13 protein-coding genes are annotated in these 12,798 nt (G+C 46.2%); 8 read left to right on the forward strand and 5 right to left on the reverse strand.

The genetic code is table 11. The features are described 5' to 3' along the window. Positions 1 to 39 precede the first annotated feature (39 nt). The 4 genes from spoVS to C3B52_RS10490 all read left to right on the forward strand — a co-directional run bounded on the left by spoVS (position 40) and on the right by C3B52_RS10490 (position 4,154). Positions 40 to 300: a stage V sporulation protein SpoVS gene (spoVS, locus tag C3B52_RS10475; RefSeq protein ID WP_003385776.1), complete on the forward strand. Its 261-nt coding sequence runs from the start codon at positions 40 to 42 to the stop codon at positions 298 to 300. A 105-nt stretch (positions 301 to 405) separates the two neighbouring features. Beyond that, on the forward strand, positions 406 to 1,344 hold the full coding sequence (locus C3B52_RS10480; protein WP_103106027.1) for a dipeptidase: 939 nt from the start codon (positions 406 to 408) through the stop codon (positions 1,342 to 1,344). A 193-nt stretch (positions 1,345 to 1,537) separates the two neighbouring features. Further along, a complete protein-coding gene (locus tag C3B52_RS10485; RefSeq protein WP_103106028.1) occupies positions 1,538 to 3,316 on the forward strand; it encodes a 2-oxoacid:acceptor oxidoreductase subunit alpha in 1,779 nt (592 codons plus the stop codon). Then, complete coding sequence (locus C3B52_RS10490) at positions 3,288 to 4,154, forward strand: 2-oxoacid:ferredoxin oxidoreductase subunit beta (protein ID WP_103106029.1); 867 nt, start codon at positions 3,288 to 3,290, stop codon at positions 4,152 to 4,154. The genes C3B52_RS10485 and C3B52_RS10490 overlap by 29 nt, the downstream gene beginning before the upstream one ends. Before the next feature lie 60 nt (positions 4,155 to 4,214). Here the strand turns inward: C3B52_RS10490 and C3B52_RS10495 are convergent, their stop codons facing one another. After that, positions 4,215 to 5,252, reverse strand: a complete 1,038-nt coding sequence (locus C3B52_RS10495) for a YkvI family membrane protein (RefSeq protein ID WP_103106030.1) — start codon at positions 5,250 to 5,252, stop codon at positions 4,215 to 4,217. A 53-nt stretch (positions 5,253 to 5,305) separates the two neighbouring features. Between C3B52_RS10495 and C3B52_RS10500 the strand changes: the two genes are divergently transcribed. From C3B52_RS10500 to C3B52_RS10515, 4 genes are all read left to right on the forward strand, one after another. Continuing rightward, positions 5,306 to 6,070, forward strand: a complete 765-nt coding sequence (locus C3B52_RS10500; RefSeq protein ID WP_103106031.1) for an MBL fold metallo-hydrolase — start codon at positions 5,306 to 5,308, stop codon at positions 6,068 to 6,070. 17 nt (positions 6,071 to 6,087) lie between these two features. Beyond that, entirely contained in the window at positions 6,088 to 6,648 is a 561-nt protein-coding gene (locus C3B52_RS10505; protein ID WP_103106032.1) for a tRNA (mnm(5)s(2)U34)-methyltransferase, read from the forward strand. Between the two features lie 124 nt (positions 6,649 to 6,772). Then, positions 6,773 to 7,855, forward strand: coding sequence for a YheC/YheD family endospore coat-associated protein (locus tag C3B52_RS10510; RefSeq protein WP_103106033.1), 1,083 nt, complete (start codon positions 6,773 to 6,775; stop codon positions 7,853 to 7,855). Between the two features lie 201 nt (positions 7,856 to 8,056). Then, positions 8,057 to 8,416, forward strand: a complete 360-nt coding sequence (locus tag C3B52_RS10515; protein WP_103106190.1) for a DUF3139 domain-containing protein — start codon at positions 8,057 to 8,059, stop codon at positions 8,414 to 8,416. A gap of 64 nt (positions 8,417 to 8,480) precedes the next feature. Here C3B52_RS10515 and cbpB read toward each other — a convergent pair whose 3' ends face one another. The 4 genes from cbpB to C3B52_RS10535 form a co-directional block, all read right to left on the reverse strand. Beyond that, positions 8,481 to 8,945 carry a cyclic-di-AMP-binding protein CbpB gene (gene cbpB, locus C3B52_RS10520; RefSeq protein ID WP_103106034.1) on the reverse strand — a complete coding sequence of 155 codons (465 nt, stop codon included), beginning with the start codon at positions 8,943 to 8,945 and terminating at the stop codon, positions 8,481 to 8,483. A 273-nt stretch (positions 8,946 to 9,218) separates the two neighbouring features. Next, positions 9,219 to 10,355 carry an acyltransferase gene (locus C3B52_RS10525; protein WP_103106035.1) on the reverse strand — a complete coding sequence of 379 codons (1,137 nt, stop codon included), beginning with the start codon at positions 10,353 to 10,355 and terminating at the stop codon, positions 9,219 to 9,221. Between the two features lie 69 nt (positions 10,356 to 10,424). After that, positions 10,425 to 11,267, reverse strand: coding sequence for a lipoate--protein ligase family protein (locus tag C3B52_RS10530; protein WP_103106036.1), 843 nt, complete (start codon positions 11,265 to 11,267; stop codon positions 10,425 to 10,427). Positions 11,268 to 11,440: 173 nt separating this feature from the next. Beyond that, the gene (locus C3B52_RS10535) at positions 11,441 to 12,670 is read right to left on the reverse strand and encodes an S-layer homology domain-containing protein (protein WP_103106037.1); all 1,230 of its coding nucleotides are present in this window, start codon (positions 12,668 to 12,670) and stop codon (positions 11,441 to 11,443) included. Between the last annotated feature and the right edge of the window lie 128 nt (positions 12,671 to 12,798).

A 12,798-nucleotide genomic window follows, 5' to 3' on the forward strand; every position in this document is an offset into this window, starting at 1 on the left:
ATGATGACAGGATTCCTATCAGACGGGAGGTTCAAAAGGATGGAAGTATTAAAAGTTTCAGCAAAGTCTAACCCCAATTCCGTTGCTGGTGCCCTTGCCGGCGTTCTTCGTGAACGCGGTGCTGCCGAGATTCAAGCGATAGGCGCTGGGGCGCTTAATCAAGCTGTGAAGGCCGTAGCTATCGCACGAGGGTTCGTAGCGCCGAGTGGAGTTGACCTCATTTGTATTCCAGCCTTTACCGACATCGTAATTGATGGAGAAGAGCGAACCGCTATCAAGCTAATCGTAGAGCCCAGATAATAAAATGATTGTTGTTTCGTCTGCCTGTTTGTTCGAAGAATGAACAGGTTTTTTCGTTTGTTTACATAATCTCGTACGAAAAAAAACACAGAGGGAGTAGGGAACATGAAAATTTTTGACGCGCATTGCGATGTATTGTGCAAGCTCTGGGACAAGCCAGAGCTTGATTTCTATAAAGAGGACGAGAGACTTCAGGCAGGTTTTCCCGAGCTCGTAAAAGGGAATGTAGACATACAGGTGCTCGCGTGCTTTGTACCTACCCATGTGCCATACGGACGAAGATTTCATACGGTACTAGAAATGCTCGATATTTTTCATGAGCAGGTAGCAAGCGAGCAGTTTCTTCCGATCTATACGAAGGCTGATTTGGATGAGCGCGTATTAAAGGGACAGAAAGGGGCTATTCTGTTTGTAGAAGGAGCACATGCTTTGGAAGAAAGCTTGGTTCAGCTGCGTACTTGGTACCGTCTGGGTGTACGCGGGATGACTTTGACCTGGAATCACGGGAATGCACTGGCAGATGGAAGCGGTGAACCGAATCCGGGTGGACTGACGTCATTCGGTCGTACAGTAATAGAAGAAATGAATCGGCTAGGCATGATCATTGATGTTTCGCATTTAGCAGACCCCGGCTTCTGGGATGTACTGGAGCTGTCTACGGCACCGATCATTGCCTCTCACTCCAATGCGAGAGAAATATGCAACCATCCTCGCAATCTTACAGATGAACAAATCCGGGCACTGATTGCCAATAATGGAGTCATGGGTCTTACGTTTGTAGACTTCTTTACAGTGAATGAAGAGAGAACGGTGTGGATCGATGACCTGCTACGCCATTTAGATCATGTTTGCGCGCTTGGTGGTGCTGATCATGTGGCTTTTGGCTCTGATTTTGACGGGATTCCAAGAACGTATGGTGACCTTACTTCGGCGGCTGGCTACACCCAATTACTGGAGGCAATGCTCAAGCGGTACAAAGAGGCGGAAGTAATGAAATTTGTGCACGGAAATTGGTTGCGTGTTTTCGGAAACGTGCTACAATAATACATGAGGATATTAATGTACCAAGTTCAACATTAAAATTCAGGTCAAAAGTAAGTTGAGTAAAAGCACTTGCAATTTCACATGGACAGGACTACAATTGTTACTGTCTATGCACAGAATTGTCACATCTTATCAATCTTTTTCAGATAGGATGCGCGCTTTTTCTCACAGTCACTGAAAGGGTGGAATCTGAATGATTAGTCAACTTTCTTGGAAAGTTGGAGGACAGCAAGGGGAGGGCATCGAGAGTACTGGTGAGATTTTCTCGATGGCGATGAACCGGATGGGATATCATCTGTATAGCTATCGTCACTTCTCTTCCCGTATTAAGGGTGGACACACAAACAACAAAATTCGCGTGAGTACACAACCTATGCGCGCGATCTCCGACGATCTGGACATTCTCGTAGCGTTCGATCAGGAGACGATCGATTTTAACGGTCATGAATTGCGTGAAGGCGGTATCATCATCGCCGACGCCAAATTCAACCCAAAGCTGCCGGACGGCTTGAAGCCAGTTCGCTTCTTCACTGTACCACTTTCTGAAATTGCAGATGAGCTGGGTACTTCCCTGATGAAGAACATGGTGTCGATCGGTGCGTCCAGCGCGATCCTCGGCATCCCAGTGGAAAGCTACCGAGTCATTGTTGAAGATATGTTCCTCCGTAAAGGCGAAAAAGTGGTTGAAAAGAACATGGATGCCATTCGCCGCGGATTTGAATTTGTTAATGAATTGACAGGTGGTCAACTGCCAGAGTTCCAATTGGACAAAGCAGACCCACAAAAACAATTGTTCCTGATCGGTAACGATGCAATCGCTCTTGGTGCTGTAGCAGCAGGCTGCCGCTTCATGCCAGCTTACCCGATTACACCTGCATCTGAGGTAATGGAATATCTGATCAAAAAGCTGCCTAAATTGGGCGGTACGGTTATCCAAACAGAAGATGAGATCGCTGCGATCACAATGGCAATCGGTGCAAACTTTGCTGGTGCTCGTTCCTTGACTGCATCTGCAGGTCCTGGTCTGTCCTTGATGATGGAAGCAATCGGTCTGGCTGGTATTACAGAAACACCAGTAGTAATCGTAAACACCCAGCGTGGTGGTCCTTCTACAGGTATGCCAACCAAAATTGAGCAATCCGACGTGAATGCTATGATTTATGGTACTCATGGTGACATTCCTAAAGTAGTAATCACTCCTAGCACAGTAGAAGAGTGCTTCTATGATGCAGTGGAAGCGTTTAACATTGCGGAAGAATACCAACTTCCAGTAATCCTGATGACAGACCTCACTCTGTCCCTGGGTAAACAAACCGTTACTCCTTTTGATTACAGCCAAGTAGAAATCCGTCGTGGTAAACTGCTTGCTGGACAAGAATTGCCTGAGAAAGAGCAAAACGACCTGTTCAAGCGTTATGAAGTAACAGAAGACGGCGTTTCTCCTCGTGTAATTCCTGGTCAAAAATATGGTCTGCACCATGTAACTGGTGTTGAGCATGATCAAACAGGTCGTCCATCCGAGAATGCTGCAAACCGTGTCCAACAAATGGATAAACGTATGCGCAAACTGGAAGGCGTACTGAAAACCTTCAAAAACCCTGTAACTGCAGACGCTCCTCACGATGATGCGGATGTTCTTGTTGTGGGTATTAACTCCACAATCGGTACAATCCAAGAGGCAAAAAGCCGTCTGGAGAAAGAGGGCATGAAAGTAAACCATGCTCAAATTCGTTTGCTGCATCCATTCCCTGCTGAAGAAATGAAAGCACTCGTGGATAAAGCGAAAAAAGTGGTTGTCGTTGAGCACAACATCCAAGCACAAGTAACTAACTTGCTCAAACAAAACATCGGAAACGCAGAGAAGATCGAATCTGTGTTGAAATATGACGGTAACCCATTCCTGCCGAAGGAAATCTATGCTGAAGTGAAGGAGCTGGTAAAACATGGCGACTATGAAAGAGTTTCGAAATAACGTTAAGCCAAACTGGTGCCCAGGCTGTGGAGACTTCTCCATCCAAGCAGCGATTCAACGCGCTGCAGCAAACGTAGGTCTGGAACCTGAAAATCTGGCAGTTATTTCCGGTATCGGTTGTTCCGGTCGTATTTCCGGCTACATCAACTGCTATGGTTTCCACGGTATCCATGGTCGTTCCTTGCCAATCGCACAAGGTGTGAAAATGGCTAACCGCGAACTGACAGTTATCGCAGCTGGTGGAGACGGTGATGGATTTGCAATCGGTATGGGTCATACTGTACACGCAATCCGTCGTAACATGAATGTAACTTACATCGTAATGGATAACCAAATCTACGGTCTGACAAAAGGTCAAACCTCTCCGCGTTCCGCGACTGGTTTCGTGACCAAGTCTACACCGGCAGGTTCCATCGAGTCTTCCATTTCACCTGTTGAATTGGCGCTGTCTGTTGGTGCAACATTCGTTGCTCAATCCTTCTCCAGCGATCTGAAAGGCTTGACTGAGCTGATCGAAAAAGGTATCCAGCACGAAGGCTTCTCTTTGATCAACGTATTCAGCCCTTGTGTAACCTACAACAAGGTAAACACATACGACTGGTTCAAAGAAAACATCGTTCCACTTGATACAATCGAAGGCTACGATCCACATGACCGTATCAAGGCTATGTCTACTTCCATGCAGTACAAAGGTCTGATCACAGGTCTGATCTATCAAAATACAGAACAAAAACCTTACGAAGCACTCGTTAACGGATTCAAAGCAGAAGGCTTGGCTAACCAAGACGTCCGCCTGTCCGAAGAAGACTTCGCAAAACTGGTTGCAGAATTTGCGTAAGGTTTCGAAGAAAAACCTCTCCTCTTGTGGAGAGGTTTTTTTGTTGCGAGAGAGTCTTTTTTATGACTCTCTGCCACGCCATTGTCGGTACACTAGCATGACAAGGAAAAAAACGACGAGCTGTCCAAACAGAGGGTACAAAAACCGAAGCAGCGAACTAAAGCCGACAAAGCTGATGAAATAACTGATAGCCAGGATACCTAAAAGAATGGTGGGTCCCCGTAACCGGGTGACCTGACGAATTTGTTCCGAGAGACCAAACACATTCGCGACGAGTGTTGAAAAAATTTCCGCGTACACAAGCAAGGAAAATAACAAAGGAATTCCTTTTCCCGCTCCTTGCAACAGAGCAATCATCGGCATTTCCGCTTGCTGAATACCGGGCATATTTGCCGACAGGGAAGAGTATGCGAGTAATAGCAACAAACCAATGCCTAAACCTCCGATTATCCCTCCTGCAATCAAAGGCTTCTCGCTTTTACTATGTCTGCCGATAGGAATAAGAACTGCTTGTGTAAGTGACACGTTTAAGGCAACATAGTAGAGAGGAGAACTCAGCCATGCCAAGGGTCGCAGAGACTCTACAGTGACAGATGTATCTTCCCAGGGCTTTGTATAAATAAAGACGAGGAAAGTAAAGGCAATGAGAGCCGGAACAAAAATACTGTTTACATGATGGATTGCAAACAAGCCTTTTCTCGTGACGAAAAAAATCATGATCATACTTATCCAAATGCCAAGCTGAGGAGACAGTTGAAACGACTCCATGAAAATGGCCCCTGTCGCTGCTAGCATCACTGAGGTTGTGCCCAGCAATACGGTAAGCAATAGCGTATTGAATACCGTTCCAAAGGGATGTCCAAAAAGATACGTGCTTACTTCTTGATAGGAATTGGCCTGAGTACGATAGGAAATAAGCATGATTTGTATGCCTGCCCATGCAAAAAGAGCTGTAGCCAATAGAATTCCAACCAAGCCCTGGGTTCCATATTGTACAAAAAATTCAACAATCTCTTTTCCAGAGGCAAAACCGGCTCCAACGACTGTTCCAATATACGTAAAAGCGATTTGCCAAGCGGCTCTCCATGATCCTTGCATCTCCTACCTCCTGTCCCACCTTATTCCATCCTATGAGAAGGAGTGAATCGAATATGCGCTTTACTGTGTTAGGCTATCAATCTCCTTATCCAGGTCCAGATGGAGCAACTCCTGGATATTTAGTTGAGACCGATGAAGTACGACTCCTGATTGATTGTGGCAGCGGTGTGCTCGCTCAAGCAGGGAAGCATCTGCCCATCTATGAATTGGATGTCTTGCTTTTGTCTCACTATCATCACGACCACATAGCAGATATCGGAGTCCTGCAATACGGTCTTATGGTACATCAATTGTTTGGTCAACGCCCGGCAGACCGCCCACTTCCCATCTACGCACCAGAAGCACCAGCCCAGAATGTGCAGGCACTTACATACCGAGATGCGACTTGTTTTTACCCGATCAACGAGCAAACAAGTCTGACCATTGGTGACGTGACGGTCACGTTTTTACGAACAGATCATGGAGACGGTGATCCTTGCTTCGCGATGAGGCTGGAGTCAAAGGGACGCGTTATCGTATACGGAGCGGATAGCGGTCCAGGAACGAATTGGGCAGCATTTGCACAGGGGGCCGATTTATTCATTTGTGAAGGCACCTACCTTGATCACAACAAGCCTCAAAAACCAAATGGCCATTTGTCTGTAAGAGATGCTGCTGAGCTTGCAGAATCGCTCTCCTGTGGCTCTCTGTTGATTACGCATCTTTTCCACGGTTATGAGGAGGCTGACGTCGTGGCGCAAGCAGAGGCCTATCAGAGCGGCACCTGCTATGTCGCAAGAATCGGGCTTCAAATTGATTTAACTACGCAAAAAGGATGATAGAGAGGAGATGCGTAATGTTTCCAAACGTATTGGAAGTAGCACGAAAGTTGATTCGGGAACGTGTCCGTGAAGGGGAAACCGTCGTAGATGCAACGATGGGAAATGGAAATGACACCTTGTTCCTCGCTCAGTTGGTTAAGGAGAACGGAAAGGTCATCGCCTTTGATATCCAGCCGCTCGCCATTGAGAAGACGAAAGAGCGTTTGGAGCGAGAAGGAGTCGCTGACTGGGTAGAAATGAAATTGGCGAGTCATGAAGAGATTGAAAAGCTGGAGGGAAGCGCCGGCGCCATCATGTTTAATCTGGGCTATCTGCCCGGTGGCGATAAAGAGATTACCACACAAGCGGCGAGTACCATTCGTGCGATTCAATCGGGCTTGAATGTGCTGCGTCCTGGTGGCATTATGACGGTCATGATTTACTGGGGGCACTCTGCGGGAGAAGTCGAGAAGGATGCTGTAGAATCCTTTTGTCATGAGCTGAGCCAATTGGAGTTTCTCGTCCTGAAGTATCAGTATATCAATCAGCAGAACCAGGCTCCTTTTTTATTGGCGATTGAGCGTCGCTCTTTATAAGTAGAAAAGGAAATAATCTTTCCCGGGCAAGCGCAGGTTACGACATCACTTGCGAAAAATAGGCACGCCCTTGTCGATTACGGCACATACCCTATGGTGAGGAATGGAGCAAGGGGGATCTTTTGTGGACAGAATCGGCATTATGTTAGATTGGGGCATTATGCAGAGAGGGATTAAAGGAGACAAGTCTTACGAGCGCCTACCTTATTATGTGGAAATCGGAAAAGAGCTTGGACTCGAGCCGGTATTCTTTCACCCCCGCCATGTATTTCCTGGCGATGAGAAGGTGAAGGGTTTTTTTTGGAACGGCAACAGGTTAATTCCACGTTTGGTCCATATCCCGCGCGTGATTCACAATCGAGTGCTGACTGGCGATGGAAGATCACGAAGTACCATCCAGCGTCTAAGTAGAAAAAAGACGGTTTTCAATGGATTGGTGGTGCGGGATAAACGGAAAGTGCATCAGATGCTTTGGAAGAACGAGCAGATTCGTCAGCATTTGCCACACACAGTACCTTATTCGGGTGAACAGCTAAGGCAGTTCCTCGATAAATACCGGATTGTGTATGTCAAACCATCAATCGGTTCAGTAGGGATTGGTGTCGCGCGCATTGAGCGGCACGGAAATGAATACCGTTTTATTTCATCCAAAAAGCAACGAAGCATGACTCGTAATCAGCTGCTTGCGGTTGTTCGCAAATGGGTGGGCAATAAACGCTTTTTAATTCAGCAAGGAATCCCGCTGGCTCGTTATCGGGGCAAGACGTTTGATATTCGCGTGTCTGTACAGAGGAATGGAGAACGGGAGTGGACGGTAAGCGGTTTGGTCGCCAAAGTAGCCAATCAGCAAAATAAGCTGAGCAATCTGTCTCGAGGCGGGAGAGCCGTTCCCTTGACGGAGGCGATCGCAGAAACCTTTCCGACTGAGGCACATCCGCAGATAGTGGAGAAAATCAGTGAGGCGGCCGTGAAGATCGCGAAGCAATATGGCAACCATTTTCCATCGTTAGCGGATTTGGGCATGGATATGGGGATTGATGATCAAGGGAATCCCTATCTAATTGAAGTGAACGTGCGAGATCAACGTTACTCCTTTTTTAAAGCGGGAGAAAAGGCTATGTTTAAACAAACATACCGCCATCCAATGGAATATGCTCACACCTTGATCTATGAACAAAGGGCTCGCAAGAAACGGCAGCTGGCTTAATAATCGAATAACAGGCTCACACGAAAAGCAGACAAACAAAATAGGGGTCTGCTTTTTTCGTGCTGTTTTGAATGCTACAGAAAGAGTGGAAGTTATTTATTGAACAAATTGAGTGCGGAATCTATACTGATGGAAATCATTGCCTCTAGGATTCACAGATTGAGCATCGCAAACAAAGATAGGGGAGAGAAGGAGAAAATCATGCTGAAAGGAAAGCGGGTTATCTGGCTAGTCATCGTGCTAGTCGTCGTTCTGACGCCTTTTGTTTATGTACAGGCTAATAAGCTGATCTACGCAAATAGAGTGACGGAGCATTTGCTAATAAAAGAAAAAATTCAACCAGAGCAAGTACAGTCAGTGAAAGGGGAATGGAGCAAAAAGCTTCCGCCGTTTTGCGCGATTGTCATATTTGCGGATGAACCAGAAGTGGAGTATGTATACTTCGCGCACAATGAAGTGATTCAGTTCGGATATCGCTTGACAGAAGAAGGGAAAAAGCAAGGATTGGAGGAAGGGGATTTAAAGCATCGGAAAACCTTGGAGGAACAACAAAATGGGTAGTCAATAAGAAAAGGACGGTGGGCACTTGTGCTTGCCCCCGTCTTGGGTGTGTTAGGTTTCTATTTTATTGCGGTTGATGAGTATCTGATGATGGGAATGGCAAATTCCGAAAATGCCGATACGCCAATGCCAAAATCGATTTTCGCGTAAGAATTCCTTGGAAGTATTGATTATCATCTACGATACACACGAAAGGGTGATTGATCGACACCTCGAGTGCCTTCATGAATTCGTCACTGTCCTTTAGACGAGGCATTTTGGTATCCATGACTTCATCGACGGTATGTTCAGACATCTGTTCCAATTCAAATCGTTCCAGGCCAAGCGTCTTGTTCATAATCATATTGGTGCTGATCAATCCATGCAAGTGGTACTGATGATCCAAAACAGGTATAGCGGAGTAGCCGGATTTGATGAGTACGAGCAGAGCATGTTCCAGTGAATTGCCTAATTGCACATGAGCTACTTTTGTCGAGCTAATAATCAAATCTTTGATAGGCGTATGTAACAACGGATTATCTTGATTCATTAGATCAACCACCTTTTCTGTCATCTATGGAAGCCGAGCAGGCTGCCTGTGGTTCTCTTCTATGATACCGTATGCCGGGAGTAAACGATAGGTCTACATAAAAAAACCATCCAAGTAAAGAGCCAAATAGAAGCCGCAGAAGACCGAAAAAAAGCCCGGCTCAAAGGCCAGGCAAGTAATCGAGGTGTGGAACATTTGTTGTCCCTACCTTTAGTATGCAAGATACGCATGTACTTTACATTAGGATTTTGAAGGAAACAAGGCAGTGAATCCTTACGCTTTGTGCGTTTCTGTCTGCAAGACCCGCTTCGGCTTTTGGCTTAAGCGGCTTGTCCAGTACGAGACGAGCGTATGCTTATACAAAAAGATACAGAGTGGCGGTGTAATCACAAACATCGCGACCATCAGAACAGGCGTTGACCAATCCAAACGGAAAATTACATAGCTTTCCAATAAAAACAGGATAAGTGGATGGACGAGGTAGATCGCCATGTTTTGCTTTGCCAGAGTAGACAACCAGTGAGCCAGCGCCGGCAGCTTCCCGAGGTAGCGAGACAGCGAATAGAAGCTGACAAGGAAGCTCAAGGTATACACCAGATACAACGGATCAAAAATATTTAGGCTTTCCAAATAGGTCTTGGACCCAGTCAAATAGTTAAGCATAATCCATCCGCCAGAAACGAGTGTAAGGAAATGGGCAAGATAACGCAGCTTATGTGTCCACGTACGCCATTTTTCCAGGTTTAATCCGGCATATGCACCTAGCGAAAATGTAAACAGGTACATGTGCACATAATTCTGTCCCGCAATATACGTGTGCTGGACGAGCGTGAGAAACGAATTGGCTGACCAGTCAATGCTCCAGAGCGGATTGATAAATAGGCAGTAGTACAGCACATACAGCCCCATCTGACCGAAGAAAATCAAAGTTACAATACGAAAGCTCAAATATTTCTCAAACAACGGCTTGACGAGGCAAAACAGCAAATTGAGCTGCAAATATAACGGGATGTAGTACAAGTGATAAAAAGCGCTTCCAGTAAACAAGCTATGAAAAAAAGGATAAGCCAGTTCAACCGGGTCAATGCTTTGCAATTTAAATCCGGTAAATATGGCCGTCCAGATCACGTAAGGAAGCACGATAACACGCCAGCGCTTTGTCCAGAAGGCTCTCCAGTCCATTTGCCGGTTTTGATGCCAATAAAACAACAGCATTCCGGTTGCAAAAATGAACAAGGAGCGTCCAAATCTGAGTAAAATCAACAATATGGCTTCGATGTCTTCGTTCCACGGATAGTCCTTTTGGTTGGCAATAAAAAAGCCGAGAATATGAATTGCCAACACAGTACATGCCCCAAAAACAAAAAGGGCATTCAGATCCTGAAACGTCCCCTTTCGATCGCTATTCATATGTCCTCCAAGATTTTTGCCAATCGCGGACAAACAGTGTTCTAAATTGGCTTTTGATCCCATGAGCCCTTATTCCGGCAAACGCCAGTCTGATGCCGCCAGTTCTTTTGCTGTATAGGCGAACAGGCGAAGGCGATTTGCCAAGTGGTGACGAGACTCATCGACGAGCTCCTCTTGCACCGTAAAAGGAATTGGTGTTACGGGCCATTGCGTGCGAATGGCAGCAAGTAAGCGCTCTTTTACATCATTTACAGAGACGGTTTGATGCGTCAAGCTGGCAATGCTGCCAATCGTAGATGCATCAATATGAGGAATCGGCTTATGGTTGTCCATTTCATGAAGGCCAGCCAGCTCGTAGAAGCGTTCCATCCATTCCCCACGAGGTCTGTCGTCCACGTTGATGCAGAGCTGTAGAATGGACCCGAATCGTGTGCGACGCTGTGCCATTCCTCCGATTTTTTTTCCGAGAATCGAAAAGTCATATTCCCCTGCACAGTAAGAGCCAGCTACCTCTCCAAACTGCAGAGTTCCATAGTCGCGCAATCCGACGCGCAGCAGATCCGCAACAAAAGCAAAAAACGAATCAATTGAAAGTGCCGTATCCGGCAACAAACAGGCCAGATTGAGAACTCCCGCATCGAGCGGTACACAGGCGCCCCCAGACGATCTCAAGACACATCCAAAGCCATCCAAGCCAAACTGGTGCAAAGCCTTCTCCAGATGAGGAAGCTTGGCGTCTCTGCGCCCCAGATAGAGGGCTTGATCGTAGACCCATAGATGGATGACAGGTGAGCCGGAAGCGTTTTGCATGCTTGCTGTCAGTGCTTCATCTCGGATCAATGGCTCGAGCGGACTTTCCTGATAAGTACCCGAGTCCATCCAACGAAAAGGCTGATTGACAGAAAATGACATAAATAAGCTCCTTCACAGGACAAGAATAGCTACCATTATACATCTGAAGTGTGTTCATTTCTAGGCTTTTGCGTTCCTTTTTTCTGGATGGAAGAACATACTTAAGGTGAGAGGGGGAAAAAAGAACGCCCGACACATCATTTTTGAATGTGTCGGGCGTTGCTTCCTGTGAGCTACTTCACTTCTTTAAAGGAGAAATTATCCAGGTACGTCATTTTTCGAGGAGCATCCTCAGTCGCGCCATATTGCAAGTAAAGACCCAGCTTCGTACCTTCTTGCTTCACCTGCTGCTGACCGAACAAATATTGGTCGTTGATATAAATGGAGACTGTGCTTCCTTTAACAACAACCTTCAAGCGGTTGGAAGACTTCAGTTTGTAAGAGCCAGAAGCGATTACATCGATGTCATCTTTTTCTACGTCTTTCACCTTGCCGAGGTAGACGCGATCTTTGGTAAGGTATACGACATTTGCTTTGCCGTCCTTGCCATTGAAAAAGAGCCCGCCAAGACCATTCGTACCAACTACGTTTACATCAACAGACAATTCGTAGTTCTCAGGGTTTGCAGATTCTTCCCAGATAAGTGGCAGCAAGAAATGATCCAAATCATCGTCAGTGGAAACAGCCGTGACTTGTTTGTTGATTACTCCCCAGTTGCCATCTGCATTTTTGGTATCCCAATTTTTCAGGTTGCTGTCAGAAAACGAGTCGGAGATGCTGATTGGTTGTGGCTTCGGTTGTTCTGGATTCGGGAAAACCACTTTCGTTTCATCACCATCACGGTTGACAAGAGCGCGATAGAGAAGCGACGCCGCTTCGGCACGAGTGATCGGGTCTTGTGGACGGAAGTAGTTGTTATTTCCTTTCATCAGATCCGTTTGGATAGCGATTGCGATATAGGAACGCAATGCTGGCGAAATGTCATCTGAATCACGGAACTTTTTCAATTGATCCATATCGGCTTTGTATTTTTTATCATAGCCGAGCAGTCGGACCAGAGCGACAGCGATGTCTTCGCGTACGGCAGAGTTATCAGGCTTGTAAGTATAGGTAGAGCCTGATTTGTAGCCAGTCAAGTAAGGCTTGGCGTATTCCACATAGTAGAATGCCCAATGAGATTTGGGTACATCTTTAAACGTTTGGCTAACAGATCTTTTGTCCATATCAACGTCCGCTGCCGCAATCATGATCTTCGCAAATTCTGCGCGTGTCACTTCATTGTTTGGGCGGAAAGTTCTGTTGTCGTATCCTTTGATGATCCCTTTTTCGGCCATTTCGGTGATCTCTTTATACGCCCAGTGATTTCGTGGGACGTCCGAGAACGACGGAGAAGCGGCACCTGCGAATGGGATGACAGTCAGGAACATTAACACCGATAGAAATAGGGTTAGTGCTCTTTTCATGTTAACCTCCTCATATTTGCTGGTTGATTTCTGTCTCGCAGTTATTCAGACGCTGGGTGGGATTGGAATGTTGCAGGGGACAAGTTCATTTTGTAAAAAATAGGAGAAAAGACGGAGGAAGTTGCCCT

The sequence above is a fragment of the Brevibacillus reuszeri genome (assembly GCF_002897295.1).
GTDB lineage: Bacteria > Bacillota > Bacilli > Brevibacillales > Brevibacillaceae > Brevibacillus > Brevibacillus reuszeri_A.

Coding starts and splice junctions, on each gene's coding strand:
- spoVS (WP_003385776.1), top strand. CDS start 40: ATGGAAGTATTAAAAGTTTCAGCAAAGTCTAACCCCAATTCCGTTGCT.
- C3B52_RS10480 (WP_103106027.1), top strand. CDS start 406: ATGAAAATTTTTGACGCGCATTGCGATGTATTGTGCAAGCTCTGGGAC.
- C3B52_RS10485 (WP_103106028.1), top strand. CDS start 1,538: ATGATTAGTCAACTTTCTTGGAAAGTTGGAGGACAGCAAGGGGAGGGC.
- C3B52_RS10490 (WP_103106029.1), top strand. CDS start 3,288: ATGGCGACTATGAAAGAGTTTCGAAATAACGTTAAGCCAAACTGGTGC.
- C3B52_RS10495 (WP_103106030.1), bottom strand. CDS start 5,252: ATGCAAGGATCATGGAGAGCCGCTTGGCAAATCGCTTTTACGTATATT.
- C3B52_RS10500 (WP_103106031.1), top strand. CDS start 5,306: ATGCGCTTTACTGTGTTAGGCTATCAATCTCCTTATCCAGGTCCAGAT.
- C3B52_RS10505 (WP_103106032.1), top strand. CDS start 6,088: ATGTTTCCAAACGTATTGGAAGTAGCACGAAAGTTGATTCGGGAACGT.
- C3B52_RS10515 (WP_103106190.1), top strand. CDS start 8,057: ATGCTGAAAGGAAAGCGGGTTATCTGGCTAGTCATCGTGCTAGTCGTC.
- cbpB (WP_103106034.1), bottom strand. CDS start 8,945: ATGAATCAAGATAATCCGTTGTTACATACGCCTATCAAAGATTTGATT.
- C3B52_RS10525 (WP_103106035.1), bottom strand. CDS start 10,355: ATGAATAGCGATCGAAAGGGGACGTTTCAGGATCTGAATGCCCTTTTT.
- C3B52_RS10530 (WP_103106036.1), bottom strand. CDS start 11,267: ATGTCATTTTCTGTCAATCAGCCTTTTCGTTGGATGGACTCGGGTACT.
- C3B52_RS10535 (WP_103106037.1), bottom strand. CDS start 12,670: ATGAAAAGAGCACTAACCCTATTTCTATCGGTGTTAATGTTCCTGACT.